The sequence below is a fragment of the Shouchella xiaoxiensis genome, assembly GCF_016907895.1.
GTDB classification, from domain to species: Bacteria; Bacillota; Bacilli; order Bacillales; family Bacillaceae_D; genus Shouchella; species Shouchella xiaoxiensis.
In genome coordinates, this window is sequence record NZ_JAFBCV010000001.1 from 570,932 (window position 1) to 594,024 (window position 23,093).

At 40.9% G+C, this 23,093-nt stretch carries 22 protein-coding genes; 16 read left to right on the plus strand and 6 right to left on the minus strand.

The window, feature by feature from the left end; all coding sequences use genetic code 11:
• Positions 1 to 14: 14 nt before the first annotated feature.
• Positions 15 to 1,007, minus strand: a complete 993-nt coding sequence (locus JOC54_RS02975; RefSeq protein ID WP_035419564.1) for an LLM class flavin-dependent oxidoreductase — start codon at positions 1,005 to 1,007, stop codon at positions 15 to 17.
• Between the two features lie 211 nt (positions 1,008 to 1,218).
• On the opposite strand from JOC54_RS02975, the gene JOC54_RS02980 reads away from it, so the two are divergent.
• The 5 genes from JOC54_RS02980 (at position 1,219) to JOC54_RS03000 (ending at position 4,102) form a co-directional block, all read left to right on the plus strand.
• Positions 1,219 to 1,740, plus strand: coding sequence for a sigma-70 family RNA polymerase sigma factor (locus JOC54_RS02980; protein WP_035419563.1), 522 nt, complete (start codon positions 1,219 to 1,221; stop codon positions 1,738 to 1,740).
• Positions 1,733 to 2,029, plus strand: coding sequence for a YxlC family protein (locus JOC54_RS02985; protein WP_204464313.1), 297 nt, complete (start codon positions 1,733 to 1,735; stop codon positions 2,027 to 2,029). Before JOC54_RS02980 ends, JOC54_RS02985 begins: the two co-directional genes overlap by 8 nt.
• 211 nt (positions 2,030 to 2,240) lie before the next feature.
• Entirely contained in the window at positions 2,241 to 2,459 is a 219-nt protein-coding gene (locus tag JOC54_RS02990; protein ID WP_035419561.1) for a PLD nuclease N-terminal domain-containing protein, read from the plus strand.
• Positions 2,449 to 3,354: an ABC transporter ATP-binding protein gene (locus JOC54_RS02995; protein WP_204464314.1), complete on the plus strand. Its 906-nt coding sequence runs from the start codon at positions 2,449 to 2,451 to the stop codon at positions 3,352 to 3,354. Before JOC54_RS02990 ends, JOC54_RS02995 begins: the two co-directional genes overlap by 11 nt.
• Complete coding sequence (locus tag JOC54_RS03000; RefSeq protein ID WP_204464315.1) at positions 3,329 to 4,102, plus strand: ABC transporter permease subunit; 774 nt, start codon at positions 3,329 to 3,331, stop codon at positions 4,100 to 4,102. The genes JOC54_RS02995 and JOC54_RS03000 overlap by 26 nt, the downstream gene beginning before the upstream one ends.
• A gap of 46 nt (positions 4,103 to 4,148) precedes the next feature.
• On the opposite strand, the gene JOC54_RS03005 is transcribed toward JOC54_RS03000, so the two are convergent.
• The gene (locus JOC54_RS03005) at positions 4,149 to 5,765 is read right to left on the minus strand and encodes a PAS domain S-box protein (protein WP_204464317.1); all 1,617 of its coding nucleotides are present in this window, start codon (positions 5,763 to 5,765) and stop codon (positions 4,149 to 4,151) included.
• 225 nt (positions 5,766 to 5,990) lie between these two features.
• Here JOC54_RS03005 and JOC54_RS03010 point away from each other — a divergent pair, with 225 nt between their 5' ends.
• Complete coding sequence (locus JOC54_RS03010) at positions 5,991 to 6,722, plus strand: class I SAM-dependent methyltransferase (RefSeq protein WP_035419557.1); 732 nt, start codon at positions 5,991 to 5,993, stop codon at positions 6,720 to 6,722.
• A gap of 33 nt (positions 6,723 to 6,755) precedes the next feature.
• On the opposite strand, the gene JOC54_RS03015 is transcribed toward JOC54_RS03010, so the two are convergent.
• Positions 6,756 to 7,991: a YeeE/YedE family protein gene (locus JOC54_RS03015; RefSeq protein ID WP_204464319.1), complete on the minus strand. Its 1,236-nt coding sequence runs from the start codon at positions 7,989 to 7,991 to the stop codon at positions 6,756 to 6,758.
• 748 nt (positions 7,992 to 8,739) lie between these two features.
• On the opposite strand from JOC54_RS03015, the gene JOC54_RS03020 reads away from it, so the two are divergent.
• The gene (locus JOC54_RS03020; RefSeq protein ID WP_158332303.1) at positions 8,740 to 8,886 is read left to right on the plus strand and encodes a hypothetical protein; all 147 of its coding nucleotides are present in this window, start codon (positions 8,740 to 8,742) and stop codon (positions 8,884 to 8,886) included.
• A gap of 27 nt (positions 8,887 to 8,913) precedes the next feature.
• On the plus strand, positions 8,914 to 9,582 hold the full coding sequence (locus JOC54_RS03025) for an HAD family hydrolase (RefSeq protein ID WP_204464320.1): 669 nt from the start codon (positions 8,914 to 8,916) through the stop codon (positions 9,580 to 9,582).
• Positions 9,583 to 9,619: 37 nt separating this feature from the next.
• On the opposite strand, the gene JOC54_RS03030 is transcribed toward JOC54_RS03025, so the two are convergent.
• Positions 9,620 to 10,510 carry a diacylglycerol/lipid kinase family protein gene (locus JOC54_RS03030; RefSeq protein ID WP_035419552.1) on the minus strand — a complete coding sequence of 297 codons (891 nt, stop codon included), beginning with the start codon at positions 10,508 to 10,510 and terminating at the stop codon, positions 9,620 to 9,622.
• Between the two features lie 147 nt (positions 10,511 to 10,657).
• Between JOC54_RS03030 and JOC54_RS03035 the strand changes: the two genes are divergently transcribed.
• The 6 genes from JOC54_RS03035 (at position 10,658) to JOC54_RS03060 (ending at position 18,363) form a co-directional block, all read left to right on the plus strand.
• On the plus strand, positions 10,658 to 12,466 hold the full coding sequence (locus JOC54_RS03035) for a hypothetical protein (RefSeq protein ID WP_204464321.1): 1,809 nt from the start codon (positions 10,658 to 10,660) through the stop codon (positions 12,464 to 12,466).
• 266 nt (positions 12,467 to 12,732) lie between these two features.
• Entirely contained in the window at positions 12,733 to 13,722 is a 990-nt protein-coding gene (locus tag JOC54_RS03040; protein ID WP_204464322.1) for an ABC transporter ATP-binding protein, read from the plus strand.
• Complete coding sequence (locus JOC54_RS03045; protein WP_367617754.1) at positions 13,712 to 14,710, plus strand: ABC transporter ATP-binding protein; 999 nt, start codon at positions 13,712 to 13,714, stop codon at positions 14,708 to 14,710. Before JOC54_RS03040 ends, JOC54_RS03045 begins: the two co-directional genes overlap by 11 nt.
• Positions 14,707 to 16,365: an ABC transporter substrate-binding protein gene (locus tag JOC54_RS03050; protein WP_204464323.1), complete on the plus strand. Its 1,659-nt coding sequence runs from the start codon at positions 14,707 to 14,709 to the stop codon at positions 16,363 to 16,365. The genes JOC54_RS03045 and JOC54_RS03050 overlap by 4 nt, the downstream gene beginning before the upstream one ends.
• A gap of 75 nt (positions 16,366 to 16,440) precedes the next feature.
• Complete coding sequence (locus tag JOC54_RS03055) at positions 16,441 to 17,445, plus strand: ABC transporter permease (protein WP_035419549.1); 1,005 nt, start codon at positions 16,441 to 16,443, stop codon at positions 17,443 to 17,445.
• Between the two features lie 12 nt (positions 17,446 to 17,457).
• A complete protein-coding gene (locus tag JOC54_RS03060) occupies positions 17,458 to 18,363 on the plus strand; it encodes an ABC transporter permease (RefSeq protein ID WP_204464324.1) in 906 nt (301 codons plus the stop codon).
• A 38-nt stretch (positions 18,364 to 18,401) separates the two neighbouring features.
• Here the strand turns inward: JOC54_RS03060 and JOC54_RS03065 are convergent, their stop codons facing one another.
• Entirely contained in the window at positions 18,402 to 19,337 is a 936-nt protein-coding gene (locus tag JOC54_RS03065; RefSeq protein ID WP_204464326.1) for an HD domain-containing protein, read from the minus strand.
• A 94-nt stretch (positions 19,338 to 19,431) separates the two neighbouring features.
• Here JOC54_RS03065 and JOC54_RS03070 point away from each other — a divergent pair, with 94 nt between their 5' ends.
• Positions 19,432 to 19,974, plus strand: coding sequence for a histidine phosphatase family protein (locus JOC54_RS03070; RefSeq protein WP_204464327.1), 543 nt, complete (start codon positions 19,432 to 19,434; stop codon positions 19,972 to 19,974).
• Here JOC54_RS03070 and JOC54_RS03075 read toward each other — a convergent pair.
• On the minus strand, positions 19,971 to 21,506 hold the full coding sequence (locus tag JOC54_RS03075) for a methyl-accepting chemotaxis protein (protein WP_204464328.1): 1,536 nt from the start codon (positions 21,504 to 21,506) through the stop codon (positions 19,971 to 19,973). The two genes, JOC54_RS03070 and JOC54_RS03075, sit on opposite strands and share 4 nt — an antisense overlap.
• A 212-nt stretch (positions 21,507 to 21,718) precedes the next feature.
• Between JOC54_RS03075 and JOC54_RS03080 the strand changes: the two genes are divergently transcribed.
• Positions 21,719 to 23,071, plus strand: a complete 1,353-nt coding sequence (locus JOC54_RS03080; RefSeq protein WP_204464329.1) for an MATE family efflux transporter — start codon at positions 21,719 to 21,721, stop codon at positions 23,069 to 23,071.
• Positions 23,072 to 23,093 lie beyond the last annotated feature (22 nt).

The following is a 23,093-nucleotide window of genomic DNA, read 5'->3' on the forward strand; positions in this document are numbered from 1 at the left end:
CCCCTCTTCTTTCATTAGATTAATTCTTTCGCTAACAAACGATAGCTCGTTAATCTTGTCTCATAATCGTGCTGATTGCTGACAATCATCGCCTCATCAAAACCAAATTCTTGTTGCTCTTGTTCAAGCTGTCTTGCAACAGTTTGAGCTGTACCAACAAGGTGAAGCTTGCGATTCTTCTCGATTAGTGCCTTATCCATCTCTGTTAACGGGTAGGCATGGGCTTCCTCAGGGGATAGGGTTTGTCTGATTTGACCACGCATCAAGAACAAGCGAGACAAATCAATTGGTAATGCTAAGAAAGCTGCTTCATCAGCTGTTTCGGCCACTGTAGCTGCATAAGTGACATTAATATAAGGTTTCTCCATAAAGTAAGATGGTTCAAAATAATGCCGGTAAGCTTCAAAGATTTCTTTGGACATTTCGCCGTTAAAAAATTGTGCGAATGAATAGCCAACTCCATGCTTGCCAGCTTGTCTAGCGCTATTACCAGTAGAGCCAAGTAGCCAAGCCTCTGGTAAATGAACATGATCCGGTGAGGCCATTACTTGATTATAAAGAGGATCATTTGTTTTTTGATCATTTAAAAGCTGTAAAGTTGTTGCTAGTTTATCATATTGGTCATTGTGCATAAGAGGACGTCCTTCAGCCAATGCTTGAATGGAGAGGTGATCCCCACCAGGTGCACGACCGACACCAAAATCAATTCGACCAGGGGCAAAAGCACTTAAGGTTTTAAACACTTCTGCTAATTTTAATGGAGAATAATGCATCATCATGACGCCACCCGTACCAACACGAATGCGCTTTGTTTTTGCTGCAAGATGAGCTGCTGTAATTTCTGGGGCTGAGCTGGCTACGGATGGGCCACTATGGTGTTCAGCCATCCAAATCCGATGAAATCCGAGCTCATCTCCAAGAAGTGCCAGCCTTTCTGCGAATTGAAGTGCTTCTATTGCTGAATGCCCTTTTGATACAGGGGCTTGATCTAGCATACTTAATTTCACTGTAATCAAAGTCCTTTCTTATTTAAAAGTCTGGAAATGAGTTTCTACTAGTAAGCACTATATCACAGCTATTTTAAAAACGATAAATATCCGCTTATGCGTCAACATAAAGGCTGTAGAAATGATAAAAAGTTTTTCTAAAAAGATTGTTTTTACAGCGAACAAAAGCTGGTCATTAGACGTATAAGAGGTGGGAGAGTGAGGAGGTGCTATGAGTCAGTCAGGCGAGCAACGAATAAAGAAGGCTCAATCAGGTAACGAAGCTGCTCTTGCGGAATTATTAAGCGAGCACTATGAATTTATCTATTTATATTTACTAAAGGTGACTATGAAACCTGAGCTTGCACAAGATTTAACACAGGAGACGATGACAAAAGCGATTTTGAACATTCGTTCATATAAAAGCAAGAAAGCAAAATTTTCAACATGGCTGATCCAGATCGGTACCAACCTTTGGTTAGATACGAAGCGAAAAGAGAAGCGTGAGCGGTCGTACTCGAATAATCAGCAACTAGATTGGTCTTTGCGTCACGTAAACGATGATGCCTGGATCGATGTAAAGGATGCCTTGCTCAAGTTAAAAGATCTATACCGAATTCCTATTTTATTAAAACATTATTATGGATACTCCTACGATGAGATCTCCTTGATTTGCCAAATTCGTGCTGGTACGGCAAAATCGAGAATTCATGCCGGAATGGATCAATTAAGAAAGGAGCTTGAATATGACTAAGAAGACTGAACAAAAACTTAAAGATGGGTGGCGGGTTATGGATCATAGTGAAACAAGTAAGCCTTCAACCAGTGATTTAATAGAACTAATTCAAAAAACAAGAAAAAAGCAGCGATTTGAGTCTTTCTTATTTACACTTGTAGCGCTCTTAATTGTTATCGCCGTCTTGCTAACATTAGCTAAAACGCCATTCTTGTTCATTTTCTTCCACGGGACGGCAGCAGTTATTGCGCCGATAGGATTATTCATTTACTTTCAATGGCATAAGCGAGGGCGAATAAATGAATGAACTAAAAGATATGTCTATTTGGGTATATAGTTTAATTGCACTCTTGCTTATTTCTCAAAGCTTATTTTTATATTTTCATAGCCGCAAACATGGCCATTTAAAATGGTTTTGGGGAATCTGGGGATGTATGAATGCACCAACGCCGTTAGTCGTGTATTTTCTTTGGATTAAGTGGTTAAAACCAACTTTACGTAATCGGAGGCAACAATAAATGGAACAAATGTGGAACGAAATCCAACCTTGGATACAAGTATTACTACCAATTCTCATTGTTCAAATTCTATTATTAGTCATTGCACTTATTGATTTAACGCGTAGAGAGCAGGTGAATGGACCGAAATGGGTCTGGGCTCTTGTCATTGTTTTTGTAAATTTGTTTGGACCGATTCTTTATTTCATTTTTGGAAGGAACCGAGCAAATGGACGTTAAGGTAGATCATTTAACAAAATCAAACCGTGTAAAGGATGTTTCCTTTCAGCTTCAGTCTGGAAAAATCACAGCGCTTATTGGAGCGAATGGTGCAGGCAAAACAACTCTGTTGCATATGCTTGCTGGTATTTTGAGTCCGTCCAAAGGAACAATCCAATTTGACGTAAAAAAAGAAGATATCCGTTCTTTAATTGGATTCATGCCACAGTATCCAGCTTTTCATCAATGGATGAGCGCAAAGGAATATTTGGTGTACGCTGGTCGCTTATCTGGCTTATCGGCGAAACAAGCAGAACGAGATGCGGAAGATGGTCTAATTCGAGTAGGTTTAGATCCTGTTATTAAGCAGCGGATTGAAGCATTCTCAGGTGGAATGAAACAACGACTTGGAATTGCTCAGGCTCTAATTGGTAATCCGCCGATCTTATTGTTAGATGAACCTGTGTCAGCTTTAGATCCAAAAGGACGCTCAGACGTAATGGACCTGTTAAATGAGCTGAAAGGCAAGCAAACCATTCTTTATTCAACTCATGTGTTACATGATGCAGAAAAGCTCTGTGATGACGTTATCATGCTTCATCACGGGAGAATGATCAAACGCTCATCGTTAAATGACCTGCTGCAGTTAGCAGAAACTGGAGAATTTATTGTCGAAACCTCTGCTGCAACGGATTTGGCCAAAAAACTAAAAATAGTTGAGCCCACATGGGAAATTCAGCAAGGGAATGGCAGCGTTAAGCTACATGCACCAGATTATAAAGATGTAAGTCTATCCCTTTTAAAGCATATGTACGCTGCTGAAATCTCTTTTACAAAAATAGCACAGGTGAGTCAAACACTTGACGATGTATTTAGAAAGGTGGTTGAGCATGAATCACTTTCGCGTTCTCTTTAAAAAGGAATGGCTTGAGGCAGTAAAAAGCTACCGCATTTTATGGATTCCAGCATTTTTCTTTTTACTTGGTTCAATTCAACCTCTCACACTGTATTATATGGAGGATATTCTTGTAACTCTCGGTGGATTACCTGAAGGGGCGGTTTTTAATTTTCCGGAACTTACAGCTGAGCAAGTGTTTTTAGATACGCTTTCTCAGTACTCTCAGGTAGGTGTTTTTGCCGTAATATTAGGCTTTATGGGCATGTTTTCTAATGAAAGGAAAACAGGGGAAGCTGTATTGGTCTTAGCTAAACCGATTGGGTATGGTAGCTACTGGTTCGGAAAATGGACAGCGGCATCCATCGTTGTTACAGTAGGGTTGCTTATTGGCTTTAGCGGGGCTGTTTATTATATCTTTGTCTTATTTGATGCGATAGAGCTTTCCGTATTACTCGCAACAGCTGCAGTTTATCTTCTATGGATGAGTTTTGTGTTAACATTGACATTACTTTGTAGTACGCTCTTCAAGAGTGTGTCTCTTGTCGCAATTACGAGCTTAATTGTAACCATCGCTATGACTCTGACACCTACCCTATTAGGTCCTGGAGCACAGTGGACACCAGGTGGATTGATCCAGGTTGCAGAGCAAATGATGTTGGCAGGTCAGGTAGATCATTATTCTGCCATTTTTGTCACAATCGGACTCATCGGTTTCATGCAGGGAGCAGGTATTTATTTTTTAAAGAAAACCGATTGGGTAGTATAGCGCTTATCAAAAACGCGCTCTCTTTTATTAAAAGAGAGCGCGTTTTTTAGATAGCTGGAAAAGAAATGATCACGGTCGTACCTTGACCGACTTTACTCTTATACTGAATGGTTCCTTCATGAGCAGCTATAATCTTGTGACTAACGGTTAATCCTAATCCGGTCCCTTTTTCTTTTCGGGAAAAGAAAGGTTCCCCTAATTTATCGATCCGCGCTTGATCCATGCCACACCCATCGTCTTTTACTTCAATCCAAAGAAGATCGAACTTTTTTGTTAATGAAACGGTAATAGAGGATGCACCAGCTTCTGTTGCGTTTTTAATAATATTAATAAACAATTGCTTTAATTGATTTTTGTCTCCGTTAATGAACAGTTCTTCCTTTGCATCAAGGGTAATTTTTGCCCCGTATAAACTTGCTTCTGTGTTGAGTAGACGCACAATATCATGTAGTGCTGTTTGGACATTTGTTTCTGTAAAGGCAATTTCTTGTGGCCTAGACAAGACCAGCAATTCACTTGCTATCAGATTAATTCGTTCGAGTTCGTCAAGCATGATGCGATGAAGCGGATTGTCGGTTTTGCTTTCAGACTGAAACAACTGGACAAAGCCTTGTAATGAAGTGAGTGGGTTGCGAATTTCGTGGGCAATTCCAGCAGCAAGCTCACCAATTACCGCTAATTTTTCAGTTGTCCGTAATTTTTCTTCTGTTTCGATCATCTTTGTAATGTTGTTTGCGTAGCCAGTTATCCCAACTAATTCACCCTCAATAATAATTGGGACCGAAGCACAGTTTACAATGACTGTTTCACCAGAGCGGTGAGGGATCGTAATTTCATTACATTGATGTGATTTACGTTCACTAATGACATGATGGAATTTTTTGTACAGACGATCGTGGTCTTTTTCAGCAATAAACGAAATCATTGATTTACCAATTGCTTCTTCTTTTTTGTACCCAGTTACGTTTTCAAATTGATCATTTAAATCGATAATGATACCGTTTAAATCGACCATATAAACAAGTTCAGGATTGTGCTCAAATAGCGCTTTGTAACGAAGCTGACTTTCAGCTAATTTTTTTTCTGCCTTAATGCGTTCAGTTATATCCCTACCGATCACAACAAGGCCTTTACGCTCCCCATTATCACGAAAGAGCGGTGTTTTTATTGTATCAAAGGTTCGTTCTTCGCCATTAGGTAGCGTTAGAACTTCTTCGACTCTTGTGAGTTTTCCTTGTTGCCAAGTCTGTTCGTCGGACTGTTCGCAATAATGGAGGGCTTCTTGGAAATGCTTGCTGTACGATGCTAGCTCCGAGTCTTTCTTGCCTTGATATGGAATGCCTTCTAATTGAAAAAGTTTCAGACCAAATTCATTTGACTGAATCCAGCGTCCTTCCCCATCTTTAAAATTTACAAAATCACTCATTGAGTTAATTAAGGTTTCCACTTTTTCTTTTTCTTCTTGCAAGGCATTGATGCGATCATTTTTTTTCATTAAATAGTAAATGAAAATGGTTGTGGCGATAACGAAGACAATTCCTTTGATTTTTTGGTAAAGCGAGTAGAGGTCTGGTTCTAACCGATAAAGGAGATAATCTGTTCCAATGATCCAAACCAAGCTAATGAGGATGTAGAGAACCACCACTTTTGTCTTTGATTTCATCTGCTCGTCCGCCTTTTCAACATTCTATGCGTTTTTAGATTACCTTCTATGCAGCAGGATGACAACTGGAAATGAAGAAGTCAGTCAACTTTTGGCGAAATATGTTTCTTTTAGCAATTATTAATGCTTTTCTGTTGAAAAAACGGACAGTCATTCTGTAAAAAAAGATTCATCGTTTTGTATCTTATCAATATAGTAAAGGGAGCATTTTAAAGACAGGGAGGAATGACTATGAGCTCTTTACCACCGGATCATCTTGTCCAATACATTGGCGGTGAATTTACCGAAACAGGAAGGGAATTTCTAAATCATTTTAAAGAACTTGGACAATTAAAGCCTAATCATCACGTGTTAGATGTTGGAAGTGGTGTTGGCCGAATGGCAATGCCGTTAACGAACTATCTTTCCAAAGATGGTGCATATCATGGCTTTGATTTAAGTAAAGAGGGGATTGACTGGTCTAACGCGGAGATTGCTTCGAAATATGATACCTTTACTTTTACTCATGTAGACTTATTTAATCCTTTGTATAATCCGTCTGGAACGCTTCAGGCTTCAAGTTTTGCATTCCCATATGAAGACAATTCGTTTGATTTTGTTTTCTTAACCTCCATTTTCACACATCTATTAGAACAAGAATTAGAGCACTATACAGCCGAAATCAGCCGGGTGCTAAAAAAAGGTGGACGCTGCTTGATGACGTTCTTCATTGTAAATGAAGAGTCTGCTCAACTCATCCATGCTGGTCAAAGCTCTCAGCCTTTTTTTCATGCAAACGGAATTAGCTTAGTTGTTCTTCCTGATGCACCAAATGCAGCTGTTGCATATCCGGAAGATTGGGTAAGCGCGCTTTTGACTAGGCATGGACTTAAGCAAGAATCGATTCACTACGGAAGCTGGTGTGGGCGCACAACGTTTACTAGTTATCAAGATATTATTATTGTCGAGAAGAGTTAAAAAAGCGTAACGACCATGGTCGTTACGCTTTTTCTAGCAGAAGGTATCTTTCGGTTTCGGTACAGACAAGCCAAACAGTGGTCTTAGACGTAGAGCGAGGAATGTCCCACCTAACGCCATCACTCCCCAAATATAGCCGTGCCCGCTAAATGAGGCAATTCCACCAAAATAAGCTCCAACGTTACAGCCAAAGGCCAGTCTTGCACCGTACCCCATTAATAATCCACCGATAACGGAAGCTGCGGCATTTCCAGGAGTTATTTTGGTAAAAGTGAACAAGCCACCAGCTGCCGAAGCGATAAAAGCACCCAAGATCACCCCAAAATTTAATACAGTTGTTGTATCAGCAAAAATGGACGCCTGAAGTGCTGCTGTACTGTCTTGCCAATAGCCCCAGCTTGCAACATCAAAGCCAATTGCTTCGGCGGCTTTAGAACCCCACAGCGTAAACGCCGATGTCACGCCCCAAGGCGTACCTCTGGTAAGAAGCGTAAGGGCATTTAAAGCCGCAAGCACAATAGCTGCTGCAAATAATGGCCAAGAGCCACGAAAAATTCGTTTCCACCCTATCGCTGAAGGAACGGGTGCCATTTTTGGAGGTTTGCGTTTCTTTTCGATTCGAATTGTGATGTAAGCAATCAGGCCAAATAACAGCATTGAAACGGCCCAAGCTCCTCCGTAACCAAGTCCGGTTGATGTAGCAAGGGAGAACGGTTCTGCAGAAGGCATGTCAACCATCCAAAAATCGAAATGAGCAGCGGCAATCGTTGAACCAATGATAAAGAAAATAAGCGTTATAAACATGACGGAGCGTCCGCCACCAACGGCATAAAGCGTACCAGAAGCACAGCCACCGCCAAGCTGCATGCCAATGCCAAATAGAAAAGCACCCACAAGTAAGCTAACGCCGATAGGAGACACATACCCATTTGCTTCAGTTCCAAAAAAGGTTGTGCCAATGGCAAGAATTGGCGCAAAGAGCGTGCATGCGACAGCTAACATCACCATATGAGCTCGCATTGATTGACCATTTCCTACAGAAGCGATACGGCGAAACGCAGAAGTGAAGCCGAAACGGGCATGAAATAAGGTGAACCCTAAACCGACGCCAATAAGGGCTAGAATTGGTTGCATGATATGTTGTGTAAAGGCTAGAAAAATAGTGAGAATTAGTGCGACTGCAATCCCTCCAGCAACGAGGATCGTTTGTGGATTATTTAAAGGTTTTCTTTCTGTCTTAATTGACTGATCTTGTACGTAAGTTGCCACTCCATCACCTTATTATTTATAGAATTTTAAATTTGATTTCATAATCGTAGACAAAAAGCGGCGACGTGTCAATATTGGAGTTAATAAGTGACTCCATTACATTTAGAATATGCTGATATGATCGCTAGGTTCAGCTGTACAGCAGGCTTCATTATTTACCTTCTTCTTAAGTGTTGTAAAAGAAATCTGCTGTTATGTCGGTGATGTAAATGAAGCATAATAGATTTACTACTAAACGAGGTAACATAAGCTTTAAGAATAAGTAAAGGTACATAATCTTCGTCATAGTTTATAAACCTTACGCTAATAAGAGGTCAGATTAAAATTAAGAAGACAAATAAAAAAGAAACCTACACATTAGTGGTTTCAGGAGAGTGATCATGCGTTATTATTTTTTGAACTTTCCAATGCATGTCGGGAAATGTATAGAGATTAAGCTTTTTAACAAGATGTGATGCGTGTTCGAAAGAGAAGAACACTTTATCGAAGGAGCTTGATGTATTTTTAAGTGAATAGGTATGACCTTCAATGGTTCGTGTTATGGCGTACAAGATTAACGACTCCTTTCTACTTGGTACAGACATTGTCTCACAGATTTTGTAGTTGTTATATAGGAAAATTCTAAATAAATCCACTAGTTTTGTAGGATTTTGTAGGATTGGATTTTTTAGAAGTCTGAAAGAAAAAGGAATAAAGATAAGGTAACGAGGGTATAGCATTTACATATAAAAGCAAAGGAGATAAACCGATGGAGCCAATTGTTTGGATTATTATAGCTTTAGTTGTGTTTTCAATATTAGCCGGTGTTACAAAAGCGATGGTTCGGACTCTTTTTACGATTGCAGCTGTTGTTGTATTAGTCATTTTGATTTTACAATTAGTAGGTGTCATGTAACGTCATTATCGGGAAGGGGGTGAGTGCATGGTTTTAAAAGCTGTTTTATTTGATTTAGATGAAACGCTCCTCGATCGGAACGCTTCCCTTCGACATTTTTTAAAAGGACAGATTGAGCGTTTAGGAGATGAGTTAAAGACGTTTGATGCACAGCGGTATGAAGATGAATTCATTAAATGGGATGAAAATGGTTATGTCACGAAAGAGACTGTATATAAAAAGATAATTGAGAAGTTCAGCATTCAATCCTTCTCAGTTGAAGATCTAGTAAGAGATTATAAAACTCATTTCCATGCAAGCTCAATTCCTTTTTCTCAACTGGAATCAACACTTAAATCTTTGAAAGAAAAATCATTAAAACTAGCGATAATTTCAAATGGAATCACTGAGTTTCAGCATCGAGTAATTAAAGCACTAAAAGTTGATGGATACTTCGATGAAATTCTAATTTCTGAAGAAGAGGGGATGAAGAAACCAAATAAAAAGATATTCTTGCGAGCAGCAGAGCGGTTAGGAGTAAAACCTGAAGAATGCATATTTGTTGGTGATCATCCTGACAACGACGTCAGAGGTGCAGAAGCAGCTGGAATGACCGGAGTTTGGAAGGTAAATCAATTCTGGGAGCGAAAGAAAACAACACATGAAATTACGGACTTAAACGGTGTGGTCCTATTAGTGGAGCAGCTCGTTGATTGATAACATACATAAGAATGAAAGAGGAATAAGCTTAGGCTTACTCCTCTTCAGGTATGAGCACACTTATGTGAGATGGTAGTAGGCTGATTTGAATCGGTAAGCATAGTCCAGATTCTCCATCGATATTCGTTGTGACCTCTTCCGTTGATTCCACATATATATTTTTTGCTTTAAAAGCGTGTACATGTCTGCTGTTTTCTAAATTACCAGCAAGTAGGGATGTGCCGACAACAGCTGTATTAAACCAATTTAAATCTTTAATAACATAACAATGGAGGAAGCCATCATCGATCTTTGCCCCTGGGGCTAGCTGCTCAAATCCACCAACAGAATTAGTCAGTGCGGCAACAAACAGAATGGCATCGCCTTCCCACGAGTCTTCGTCATAAGTGACTTTCATCGGACTTGCTGCTTGTCCAGAAAGTGTTTTTATCCCTTCTTTTAAATAGGCAAAAAACCCTAATTTTGATTTTGATTCAGACGGTACTTCAGACAGAGATTCCGCCAGTTTCCCTGCAGCTACTACATTTATAAATAAGGAGTCATTTATTTTCCCGATATCAGCTTTTCGTGTATGTTTTGATGATAGCGTCTGGATGGCTTTTTCTGGGTTGAGTGGGATGTGGAGCGCTCTGGCAAAGTCATTAACAGTTCCGAGGGGAATGACGGCAAGCGTTGGTCGATGAGTGCTGTTTAGCATCCCGTTAATGGTCTCATGTAATGTACCATCTCCCCCTGCTGAGACAAGTAAATCATACTCTTCGTTACAAGCCTCTTCACAAAATAGCGTTGCGTCAAACTCTTTTTGCGTTTCTTTAATGGTTACATAGTATCCTTCAGCTTTAAGCAAATTGGTCGCCTGATCGGTGTAATGAATCGCTTCTTCCTTTCCTGAAGTAGGATTGATAATAATCATTGCTCGCTTCATGTCTCATATCTCCTCTTACGTTTTATAGGGTATATGTAAGGATGTATTCTCTATTTTAGTTTTCTCATATTATGGGACAATTTGCACGTATTTTGAAACCTATTTGCATTACTATCGTAGTATACTTGTGAAGAAAGGGGAGAGAAGATGTTTTTTTGGATTGTAATAATGGCTTTAGCCTGTGTGAATTTAAACCCGCAACAGTGGGTGAGAGGAATGCAGCGCAGCGCAAAAAATTGGCTGGTTGGACAGCTTGCTCGCTATATTCTTGGGCTCATACTTAGTTTTGTTCTTATCTATGTCCTGTTAATTGATCAATCCATAACTGGTTTCTTAAATACATTTGGTTTTATTATCGCAATTAATTTAATGGTTTCTGGATTGATTCAACTGCCAACGAATGAAAAAAACAAAAAGAAAGTACAAAAACTAAAATTAAAAAAACCACAGTTCTCACTTGTGCAGTCAGGTCTTGGTCTGCTGTTATTTGTGGGGTTAATTGGAATGAATGTGATTTATCCGTTAACTGTTACGCAGGAGTTATCTGAACTTGGCGAAATTGAAGTAACGACAGATCAGATTGAGTCAGTCACAGAAGAGAGTGTTCGCTCCGTTCCGTATTCGTATGCGCGCTATAAATCTGAGATTGTGTTCGGAAACATAGATAACTACTCGTTTTATGAATTAGGTGAAACGAGCATTCAAAAGATTAACGACGAACTTTTTTGGGTATCTCCCATTGAATATTCAAGTATTTGGCGGTGGATTCGCGCAGATTTTGCACCTGGTTACGTTATGGTAAGTGCAGAAGACCCTAATGCAGAAGCAATGCTGGTCGATGAATATGAAATGACGTATGTCCCGAGTGCTTTTTTTGGTGACAATCTTGATCGACATGTGCGAAGTGAATACGGTGATGTGATTTTAATTGGCCATTCATTTGAACCGGATGACGAAGGAAACCCTTACTACGCTTATTCCTATGCGTATTATGAACATTATCGCTCTGGTCCTAAGGCAGACGGTGTTATCTTAATTGATGCCGTAACGGGTGAAATGGAGAAATACGATTTAGGGGAGCAGCCTGAGTTTATTGATAATGCAATTGATTACTCGATTGCTTTGGATTACGCTCACTGGTTTGGTACGTATAGCAACGGCTTATTAAATTCAATGTTTGCTAAAGAAGGTGTCCATCAACCAACAAGTGATGAGGAAATGATTGGCGTGCTTGGACCAGATGGTGATATGTATTGGATGATCGATCATATGCGTCCTAATCAAGAATCAAATGCAATGGTTGGCTTTACAATGATCAATGCGCAAACAGGTGATGCAACGTATTACTCAGGCACTTCTGGTATGACGAATGCTCGTGGCGCCCGCGATGCGGTTAATCGGACCTTTCAGCGAGAGCAATGGGAAGGCACACAGCCTGTCCTTTACTCAGTGTATGACAACTACACATGGGTCGTTCCAGTAGTGGATCAAAGCGGCTTAATGCGTGAAATTGCCATGGTTCATGCAGAAACATCAAGCGTAGCCAGAGGAACTTCTCGCGAGGAAGCGTTTAATCAATACCGTCAAATGCTTGCTAATGATTTAGGATCAGACGATTATATCCCAACCGATTTGCTTGATGAGGAGACGGTTTCAGGTTCTGTTTATCGCGTGAGCCATACGGTAAGTAATCGCTATTTGCAAGTACTCATTGATGGAGAAAGCCGCGTTCTTGAATTTGACATTACCTCGAATGCGAATGCTGTTTTTATTACAGAAGGTGATGAGCTAGAAGCGACTGTAAATGACACAGGTGAGGGGATCTTATCCGTACTAGAATTTACAAACCAAACGGTGGAAGATGAGTTTGGTGAAGTTGAGGAATTTGAGTTAGAAGATGAGACATCGTCTGATGAAGAAGAAACGATAACGCCTGAAGAAGAGGAAACAGAATAAAATGTAGGCTAGTGAATGGTTGAATTCGCTAGCCTTTTTTCTTTTTAAAATTGAGTGAAGCGTTAAAGGTATAGTCAAAACGCATCTTTGGAAAGAGAGCGTACTCATATAAATTTGAACTAAATAAGGAAATGCAAGCATAAGAATGGAGTAGTTTCCCAATAAAAGAAATGATTTTAAAAAAATAAAAAATTGTTGCCATTTCGACATTTTTTTTGTACTCTTAATGTTATATTTTAATTCATTACGAGGATGGAGGGGAAAAAGTGGAACAGGCTGTTCTTCAACTTAAGAATCTTCAGACAACCTTTCAATCTGGTCGAAGAGAAATTCCAGCGGTTGATGGTGTCAGTCTTCACATTAATAAAGGTGAAGTTGTTGGAATTGTCGGTGAATCAGGTTGTGGGAAAAGTGTCACTTCCTTATCCATTATGAGACTTATTCCAAGTCCGCCGGGAAAGATTAATTCTGGTGAAATTGTTTTTAAAGGCGAAGATTTGACGAAGGCCTCCCCTAAGCGGATGAAGCAAGTCCGAGGTAAGGAAATTTCAATGATCTTTCAAGAGCCGATGACGTCACTAAATCCGCTGTTCACGATTGGAAATCAGTTAGTCGAAGCAATTCGAAATCACAATAAGGTATCAAAAAAAGAGGCCGAAAAAAAAGCGATTGATTTAGTGAAGCTGGTTGGGATTCCTCGAGCGGAAGAGCTCATACATAATTACCCTCATCAGCTGTCGGGGGGGATGCGCCAGCGGATTATGATTGCGATGGCGATGTCTTGTGACCCAGAAGTTCTGATTGCAGATGAACCAACAACAGCGCTCGACGTGACAATTCAAGCTCAGATTCTTGATTTAATGAAATCACTAAACCAGTCAAAAGGGACAGCCATTTTATTAATCACACATGACCTTGGCGTGGTAGCGGATATTTGTAACCGCGTTATCGTGATGTATGCTGGGCAAATCGTCGAAGAGGGAACTGTGCGAATGATTTTAAAAGATCCAAAGCATCCTTATACGCAGGGATTAATCCGCTCATTACCTAAGCTGACGGAACGAGAACAAGAGCTGTATTCCATTCCAGGAACAGTACCGCAACCTGGTTCAATTGAGGTCGGTTGTCGTTTTGCAGAGCGCTGCGAGTATGCATTTGATGCTTGTTTCACGGAGAATCCACCATTGTTTGAGCTTGAAGAATCACGGGCTTGTCGCTGCCTGCTTTACAGAGAGGAGGAGGAAAGTGTCAGCTGAACCAATATTAGAAGTAAAGGGTTTAAAAACGTATTTTGATATTAACGGAGGCGTTTTATCTAAAAAAGTTGGAGAAGTCAAAGCAGTGGACGGGATCTCCTTCTCGATGCAAGAAGGAGAAATACTGGGCATTGTTGGTGAGTCTGGCTGTGGAAAATCAACGACGGGAAAATCAATACTTCGTTTAATTGAACCGACTGCGGGTGAAGTTCGCTTTAATGGCGAGGACATTATGCAGCTCTCATCGGAAAACGTTCGAAAATTACGTAGGGATATGCAAATTATTTTCCAAGACCCTTATGCATCGTTAAATCCACGCCATACAGTTGGGAAAATTATTGGGGAGCCTCTGCTCGTGCATGGGATTGGATCAAAGACTGAACGAAAACAAAAAGTAAAAGAATTGCTGGAAACGGTCGGTTTAAGAAGTGAACATGCAAAGCGATACCCTCACCAATTTAGTGGCGGACAACGGCAGCGGATCGGAATAGCTAGAGCACTTGCGGTTAATCCAAAGTTAATCATCTGTGATGAACCCGTATCGGCCCTAGATGTTTCTGTTCAATCTCAAATTCTGAACTTAATGGAAAAACTGAAAAAAGAATTTAAATTAACGTATTTATTTATTGCCCATGACTTAAGCGTTGTAAAACATATTAGTGACCGTGTTGGTGTGATGTACCTTGGGAAAATGGTTGAACTCGCAAACAAGGATCTGCTTTATGATGAGCCAAAGCATCCCTATACAAAAGCGCTCATGTCTGCTGTACCTGTACCGGATCCAGACATCAAGCAGGAACGGGTTATTTTACAAGGGGATGTGCCAAGCCCCTCAAACCCGCCTTCAGGCTGTGCGTTTCACACCCGATGCCCATCGTGTATGGATGTATGTAAGACAGATGTTCCAATTTGGCAAGAAGTAGCACCTAATCATCAGGTTGCCTGTCATCTATATAACGAAACTACAAAAGAGGAGAATGTGATATGAAAAAAGCTCGCTTGCGTTTAATTTCAACGGCGTTTTTATCAGTGTTTGTTTTAGCAGCTTGTGGTGGGGAGGACACTGGTGGCGATGACAATGGAAATGGGAATAACGGCACTGGCGATAACGGTAATGGCACAGAAGAAGCAACAGAAGGCGGGACACTTATTTTCTCTCGTGGCGGGGATTCACAGGGGCTTGACCCTGGCGCAGTTACGGACGGGGAGTCATCGCGGGTAACAAAACAAGTGTATGAAACGTTGATTGAGTTTGATGAAGATTCCTTTGAATTAAAACCGGGCTTAGCTTTGGACTGGACGCCTAGTGAAGATGGTCTCAGCTATGTATTTAACTTGCGTGAAGGCGTTACTTTCCATGATGGGACACCTTTTAATGCCGAAGCAGTAAAAACAAACTTTGAGCGATGGGGCGATCCTGACCACGAGTTCGGATTCCGTGATGAAGGGTATTCGTACAGCGTTTACGGGTCTTTGTTTGGAGTAGGTGAAGACCATGTTATTGATGAAGTGAATGTCATCAGTGACTATGAAGTCGAATTTATTTTAAATCAGCCGCTTGGTGCATTCTTACAAAACCTTGGCGCTAGTTATTTTGCGATGATCTCACCAGCTGCATTAGAAGAGTATGGAGCAGATATTGATGAAAACCCTGTCGGTACCGGACCGTTCAAATTCGAAAGCTGGCAGCGTGATTCACAAATTCAATTAGTGAAAAACGAAGATTACTGGGATGAAGGGCTTCCATACTTGGATGGCGTAACGTTTACCATCATTCCAGATAATACAGCTAGGATGAGTGCCTTATTATCAGGGGATATTGACTTAATGGACGGACTTTCTCCGGATGATATGTCACAAGTTGAAGGCGCGGAAGGATATAGCGTTTTCGAGCGTCCGCCAAATAACTTTGGTTACCTTGGTTTCAACACAGAAGTTGAGCCATTTGATGATCCGCTCGTTCGTCAAGCCTTTAACCATATTATTGATAAAGAAGCTTTGATAACCGCGGTATATGGTGGTCAGGCTACTCCGGCGAAAAACCCGGTACCTGAAGATTATTTAGGCCACAATGACGCAGTTGAAGAGTATGAGTACAACCCTGAACGAGCGCAAGAGCTGCTCGATGAAGCTGGTTTAGGAGATGGCTTTGAGTTTGATCTTTGGACGATGCCAGTTGCAAGACCGTACATGCCAAATCCACGTCGTGCAGCGGAGTTAATTCAAGCAGAATTAAGCGAGTTTAATATTGAAGCGAACATCGTCGAGAAAGAGTGGGCGGTTTATTTGGAAGAAATTGAGCTTGGTTACCATGACGTGTTTATGCTTGGCTGGTCTGGTGTGAATGGAGATCCAGATTATTTCTTAGGTACGTTGATGCATACAGATGGAATTCCTGGAAGCAACCAAACGTTCTATAGCAATGAAGAAGTCGATGGAATTTTAGACGAAGCAAAACGTACGGTTGATCCGGATGAGCGCGCAGCACTTTATGAGCAAGCACAGGCTCTTATTCATGACGATGCTCCAATGGTTCCTCTTGTCCATTCAATACCGATTCTAGCAGGATCTGACGCAATTAATGGCTATGTGCCACATCCGTCAACAAGCGAAAGCTTAAAGCATGTGTCTCTTGAAAACTAAGTCAATCTAGAGAAGCTAAGGCAGTCGCACCTGTTGCGCTGCCTTGCTTTACCGCTAAAAAAATGAGGTGAAACGATGCTTGCCTACGCTATTCGCCGTATTCTGTTACTCATCCCCGTGCTGATCGGGATGACGATCGTGACGTTCTCAATCATTTGGCTGATTCCAGGAAATCCTGCACAAACGATTTTAGGAGAGCAGGCTACACCTGAAGCGATTGCCGAACTTGAGGAACAACTAGGCTTAAATAACCCATTTTGGGTGCAGTATGGGGATTACATAGGAAGTTTAGTAACTGGGGATTTAGGCGTCTCAATGCGAACAAATAATGAAATTCTAACGGAAGTTTGGCCCTACTTGGCGGCGACAATGGAGTTAACGCTGTTTGCGATGATCTTCGCGTTAATTGTTGGTGTGAACGCAGGTATTATAAGTGCGTGGAAGCAGAACTCCATATTCGACTACACATGCATGGTTATTGCTTTAGTCGGTGTCTCGATGCCAGTATTCTGGCTTGCTCTCATGGAACAATGGATTTTTGCGCAAGAGTTAGGCTGGTTGCCAACGGTAGGGAGAAACAATGCAAGAGATCCGATTGAGGCGATAACTCATTTTTATGTTCTTGACACGCTGATTCAAGGGAATTTTGAGCAAACGATTACGGCACTTCGTCATCTTGTGTTGCCGATGATTGCTTTAGGCACTATTCCGATGGCTATTATTGCGCGAATGACTCGTTCAAGTATGCTTGAAGTTCTTCGTTCCGATTACATTCGTACGGTACAAGCAAAAGGGTCTGGACAGTTAATTGTCATCTATAAACATGCATTGAAAAACGCGGCAATCCCTGTTTTAACCGTAATTGGGTTACAGACAGGTGCGTTGCTTGGTGGAGCCATTCTGACGGAAACGATTTTCAGCTGGCCGGGAATTGGTCGTTATATTTATGAAGGCATTTCTTATCGTGATTATCCTGTTATCCAGTCAGGCATTCTAATTGTGGCAACAATCTTTATCTTTATTAACTTACTTGTTGATCTACTTTATTCTGCAATCGATCCGAGGATCAAATATGATTAGGGGGTGGGCTTAATGGAGTCAAGACCAATCGCTACACCACCGCATAGGCCGCCACCCAATACGGATTTAAAAGTAAGGTCGCCTTGGAGAGAATCGCTGTCCTCCCTTCTACAAAATAGACTTGCGGTTATTGGCGGTATCATCTTATTTATCTTTATTGTCATGGCAATTCTTGCACCTTACTTAACGCCTTACACAATTGACAAGACAGATCCCTCAATCAGATTACTGCCTCCATCTGGAGATCACTGGATGGGTACTGATGATTTAGGACGAGATGTATTTACTCGAGTCGCGCACGGGGCACGGATATCGCTATTAATCGGTCTTTTTGCCATTAGTGGGGCATTGTTGGTAGGGACAACTCTTGGTCTAATTGCGGGCTTTTATGGACGCTGGATCGACATGATTATTTCACGTGTATTTGATGTGTTGCTTGCTTTTCCAAGTATTTTGCTTGCAATAGCAATTGTTGCAATTCTTGGTCCGTCCTTGGAAAATGCCTTGATCGCCATCGCCATTATCAATGTCCCGATATTTGGTCGAATTGTCCGCTCCAAAGTAATTAGCTTGCGGTCAGAAGAGTTTGTGCTCGCAGCAAAGGCACAAGGAATGAAGAACGGACGTATTCTATTTCATCATATTTTACCAAACAGTCTTGCGCCGATAATTGTCCAAGGCACGCTTGGATTTGGGATTGCCATTATTGAAGCAGCAGCGCTCGGTTTTCTCGGAATGGGAGCCACTTCACCCACACCAGAATGGGGGAGAATGCTCGCGGATTCAAGAGGATTTATCCAAAATGCCTATTGGACTGTACTGTTCCCTGGTTTATCCATCATGCTAGTCGTGCTCGGCTTTAATATGGTTGGAGACGGACTGAGGGACGCGCTTGATCCGAAAATGAAAAATAAATAGTAAAAAGTGAAGCTGATAGGTTAAATCAGCTTCACTTTTTACGTTAAAACAAGTTCATATTCTTGCGCCAGTTGGCTCAACTTCTGCTGAAATGCTCTGCCTGACTCACTATTGCAATAAGGAGTTTGATTCACCAAAGGTTGTTTGGCATAAATCTTGCCTTTAGGTATAACAAAACCGTTTCCACTGACAGAAGTAGAGATAACCAACGGCTTAGGTTGGTAAAGAAGGGTATGAATCATTTCTGTAACTTGCTTATTTTTAGATTGAAGGAGTTCAGCAATTACTTGCGCATCAATCAGGAAAGCAAATGAAGAGTGTGCTTCCTGCCAGTGGAGTCGGACAGATTCAGCCAATAAATAGTCGGCGGCGCGCAGTGCAGGGGAGTGGATTAGCCTATTATTCGCAAAAATAATCTGCATTAATTGATCAATATCCTCTTCACTAGCAGCAATCCCATCAGCTGAACATGTTAAACGATTAATTATATTTCTTGGCAGTTCTTCGACTGAACCAGCCATATATGTATCGCGAAAAAAACTATCAAGATGATCAAGGCCAAGCACGTTTTTTGAGCCAGTTAATGGCGTGTCTTGATCAAGGTAATGACAGACGGTTTCTGCAGAAAGATTGTTTTGCTCAAGAATAGACGAAATTTCCTGATGAAGAATGTAGGACTTTGTTAATTGATGGTGATCAAAACCTAGTGCCCGTTCCACTGAGTGGGAAAACGGCAAATGACCAATATCATGTAAGATGGAAGCGGCACGAAGAAGATGATTATTAGGAAAGAAATGAACTGCAAGTTTCCAAACACCTACCGTATGTTCAAAACGTGAATGAGTGACGGATGAGACAAACGAGCCTGCGCCGAAGTGAGCTAAGTGTTTTAAGCGTTTGACAAAAGAGGTTTGAAACAAAGCCGTTTCCCATGGAAGCGGCGACTGAGAAGGATAGAGAGGTTCATTAAGCAATTAGGTTGCCTCCTTTTTTTGTTTATTAGAACTTTTTATTAAAAATGAAAATTGCGTATACGTCGATTACAATGAAGGGAAGGAGAGTGATTAAATGGAAAAGCAGATAATCTATTTTGTGCGTCATGCCGAGGCAGTTGGGCAAGAACCAGATGCGGTGTTGACCGACGGGGGAAGGAATGATGCCATTCGCTTACAGCCTTATTTTGACCAAATACAGATTGATCAAATTGTAGCAAGCCCTTATACACGGGCATTGGAAACCATTAGTCCAACAGCAAAAGCTCAGCAACTACCTATTTTAAAAGACAGCCGACTAGCAGAGAGGGTCTTGAGCACTCGTTTACTTCAAGACTGGATGTCACCGTTGAAGCATAGTTTTGAAGATTTAAATCTGAAGTTAGAGGGTGGAGAATCTTCTAATGAAGCAACTGCTAGAATTCGTGCTGTGTTGAACGAAGTCTTAGTTTCAGAAAAAAATACGATTTTAGTCACGCATGGAAACTTGCTAGCCCTGCTAATACATTCCTATCAACATGAATTTGGTTTTAAAGAATGGAAAACGATGAGAAATCCAGATGTTTTTCAATTTAATGCAGAGAAGGAAGTTTTCATAAGAAAGAGCGCTTTAACTTAAGCGCCCTTAATAAGTGTAAGCTCATTTAAATCTGCGTTAAGAAGAGTTGTTGCTTGTTTTAATTGCTTGGAAATATGGTTAAGGGTATCCCATGTGGTTTCCTGTTTTTCTGCCGCATCAGAGACAGAGCGCGTTCGATTATTTAACATCCGGACAATCGAGCCCATATCTGCTAGTGAACGCTCAATCATCTGGCTGTAGGTAGAGATTTCATAGGAAAGTGTTGATGATTTATTCGTTTCTTCATGGACGGTTGCTGTGTATGTCTCCATTAATGCAAATAAATCTTCTGTTTCGTTCATTTGTGTTAAGCCCTGATTGACAGATAATGAATTGCGTTGAATATCTTCTTCCATGCTCGTAGTGCTCGTTTGAATGGATTTAGCGAAATCGTCAATGCCACTTGCGTATTGCGTTGTTTGTAAGGAAAGCTTCCGAACTTCTTCGGCGACAACCGCAAATCCTTGCCCGGCTTCACCCGCACGTGCAGCTTCAATCGAAGCATTTAAAGCAAGTAAATGAGTTTGTTGGGCAATCTGTCGAATATGGCCAAGCGTTTTGGTAATGTTACTTGTTTGTTCCTTTACTTCGATAAAGGTTGACTCAAGTCGATTGGCGGTCGAAAAGATTTCATCCATTTTAAGTTTCGTACGCGCTATGCTGCTTTTGCCTTTTTCGACGGAATCTTGATTGGCGGATACTGCTTTAAAGGCAAGACCTGTTTGGTTGTGAATCGTTTCTAGCTGTGTGTGAAGTTCCAATAGAAGTTCTTTGTTATCGTTAGTCGATTGTTCATACTGATATGCTGAATCTTCAACATAGCGGATGGTCTGATTCAGTGACGTAGTAACCTCTTTTGCATGATTAACATCTTGTTCAAGCATATCTGAGCTCTTGTTTACCTCGATCGATGCCGTTTGAACCCGCTCTAATAAGGAGTGGACCATTTTTTCATTTTTGGATTTTTCTAATTCAGCAAAGCGTACAAAGCGGTTTCTCTCACTTAGTTGAACAATGATAATGGAGCTTGTTGCCAATAGAAAGATGACGTGAATCATCAGTAGTGAAAACGGGTAAGAATCAGTTCCACAAATAAGTTCTGGAAAAGCAACGTAGCCAAGGAAATGTTGGACGGCAAATATGCCAGTGCTGTAGAGAATGAGACTAGGTCTGCTGAAATATGCAAGGCTAGCAATAACCATAAAGATAGAGAAGTGATATTCAGCTAATCCATCTCCATTTGCAATAATAGAAATGCTTGCAAATGTTAACGTCAACATGATTAAAAAGGATGATTTCATAGAATCGGGATACTTCAGCACCATGCCGCCAGAAACAAGTAATAATAGCAGAGGAACAAATGAAAGAATGTGTTGGAGAACGATATTCGTCTCACCCCGCGTCTCAAGAGAAGAGATTAATAGATACGTATCAAGCCATCCAACATAGGAATGTAGAAAATAAATAATAAATGAGAAGCCGACGACGAATGTTGCAAAAATAAGCATAATTTTGTTTTTGTTCTTGTTCATGTAAATTGACCACGCTTCCTTTAGGTGTAAATTCCTACTACATTATACCTTTTTTAAGGAAAATAAAACAATTAACATTGTGTAAAATTAAGAAATTAGTATTAGGACTAAAAGTCTGTTTTTGCTTTTTAAAATTGATTTCCCCTAAAAATCAAACCTCTGCTATAATACGTTAGGATGGATGTAACTTAAAGAAATAGTGGGTGAGGACATTGAATCAGAATCAAGCATTTAATCCACTGGATCATGAACGGATAGGAAAAGTATTTCTGAGGTATTTAATCCCTTCTCTCGTTGGAATGCTTTTAATGGCTGTTAATTTAGCAGTAGACGGAATTATGGTAGGGAACAAGCTTGGTCCTGTAGCGCTCGCGGGAGTGAATATAGCGGGACCAGTTTATACGATTTTTGTCGGAATGTCCTTGTGGCTTGGAATTGGTGGAGCTACGCTTTATTCGCAAGCGATGGGGCGGAAGGAATCAAAACAGGCGCAGTTTATTTTTACACACTCGCTTGCATTAATTGGAATCGGAACGCTTCTCATTGGAGTAATTGCTTGGCTATTCCATGATCCACTTGTTTATGCACTTGGTGCAAACGACGAAACAGCGCCTTTTGCAGCGGCTTATATGAATGTGTTTTTAATTTTTGGTTTTGTGTTCACCCTCGAAAATGCGTTCAGTATTTTTGTCCGAAATGATGGAAATCCAACGCTTGCAATGGCGGCATTGGTAACAACCGCTTTTTCAAATGTTGGAATTAATTACGTCATCTTGTACGTGCTTGATTTAGGCGTAAGGGAAATTGCTTTTGGAACGATTTTGGCTGCCACGCTCGGACTGTTGGTGCTTGTCTCGCATTTCTTTACAAAGCGTAGCAATTTAAAATTGGTTCGCTTACGCTTCGATGCACTCTTAGCTAAACGAGCGCTGCTGTTTGGCTTTCCAAGCTTTCTCGCTGAGGTAGGTATTTCGGCCTTTACGATATCTCATAACATTATGTTTGCGCGTTTAGCCGGCACAGCTGGGGTTGCTGCTTTTTCAGTCTTAAATTATGTTCATGGCGTCATGTTGCTGATGTTTTTAGGGATGGGGGCAGCGATTCAGCCAATCGTTAGTTATTTTCACGGGGCCAATCAAGTAGAGAAGAAAGCAGAAATCATGCGGATTGCCATTCGAACGGGCTTTGGTGTGGGAATTGCTTGTTTCTTAATCGGTCAAGTCGCAGCAGTTCCGATCGTCAATATTTTCGGAGACTTTCCTCAAGAAGTAAAAGATCTAGCTGTGACAGGTATTCGCATTTTCTTTATTGCCTACTTAGTAATGGGTGCGAACTTTGTACTGATGACGTATTTTCAATCGATTGGCGAGGTCGCCATTGCGACATGGATTACGGCAGGGCGTCAGATTTTATTTATGCTGCTCTTTTTGATGACTATACCTTTCCTTTTTGGCGTAACAGCGATTTGGCTTGTTATTCCGCTAGCAGAAATAACCGTGCTGCTACTCTTAGTCGTCTATTTAAAACGAAGTCGAATTCATTTTGGCAAAAAAGGATTGTTTTAAAAAAAGAATGCCTCATTGCGAG

Coding starts and splice junctions, on each gene's coding strand:
- JOC54_RS03030 (WP_035419552.1), bottom strand. CDS start 10,510: ATGAAGCGAGCAATGATTATTATCAATCCTACTTCAGGAAAGGAAGAA.
- JOC54_RS03075 (WP_204464328.1), bottom strand. CDS start 21,506: ATGAACAAGAACAAAAACAAAATTATGCTTATTTTTGCAACATTCGTC.
- JOC54_RS03010 (WP_035419557.1), top strand. CDS start 5,991: ATGACTATGAGCTCTTTACCACCGGATCATCTTGTCCAATACATTGGC.
- JOC54_RS02990 (WP_035419561.1), top strand. CDS start 2,241: ATGGAACAAATGTGGAACGAAATCCAACCTTGGATACAAGTATTACTA.
- JOC54_RS02980 (WP_035419563.1), top strand. CDS start 1,219: ATGAGTCAGTCAGGCGAGCAACGAATAAAGAAGGCTCAATCAGGTAAC.
- JOC54_RS03055 (WP_035419549.1), top strand. CDS start 16,441: ATGCTTGCCTACGCTATTCGCCGTATTCTGTTACTCATCCCCGTGCTG.
- JOC54_RS02985 (WP_204464313.1), top strand. CDS start 1,733: ATGACTAAGAAGACTGAACAAAAACTTAAAGATGGGTGGCGGGTTATG.
- JOC54_RS03000 (WP_204464315.1), top strand. CDS start 3,329: ATGAATCACTTTCGCGTTCTCTTTAAAAAGGAATGGCTTGAGGCAGTA.
- JOC54_RS02995 (WP_204464314.1), top strand. CDS start 2,449: ATGGACGTTAAGGTAGATCATTTAACAAAATCAAACCGTGTAAAGGAT.
- JOC54_RS03035 (WP_204464321.1), top strand. CDS start 10,658: ATGTTTTTTTGGATTGTAATAATGGCTTTAGCCTGTGTGAATTTAAAC.
- JOC54_RS03060 (WP_204464324.1), top strand. CDS start 17,458: ATGGAGTCAAGACCAATCGCTACACCACCGCATAGGCCGCCACCCAAT.
- JOC54_RS03005 (WP_204464317.1), bottom strand. CDS start 5,765: ATGAAATCAAAGACAAAAGTGGTGGTTCTCTACATCCTCATTAGCTTG.
- JOC54_RS03025 (WP_204464320.1), top strand. CDS start 8,914: ATGGTTTTAAAAGCTGTTTTATTTGATTTAGATGAAACGCTCCTCGAT.
- JOC54_RS03070 (WP_204464327.1), top strand. CDS start 19,432: ATGGAAAAGCAGATAATCTATTTTGTGCGTCATGCCGAGGCAGTTGGG.
- JOC54_RS03020 (WP_158332303.1), top strand. CDS start 8,740: ATGGAGCCAATTGTTTGGATTATTATAGCTTTAGTTGTGTTTTCAATA.
- JOC54_RS03050 (WP_204464323.1), top strand. CDS start 14,707: ATGAAAAAAGCTCGCTTGCGTTTAATTTCAACGGCGTTTTTATCAGTG.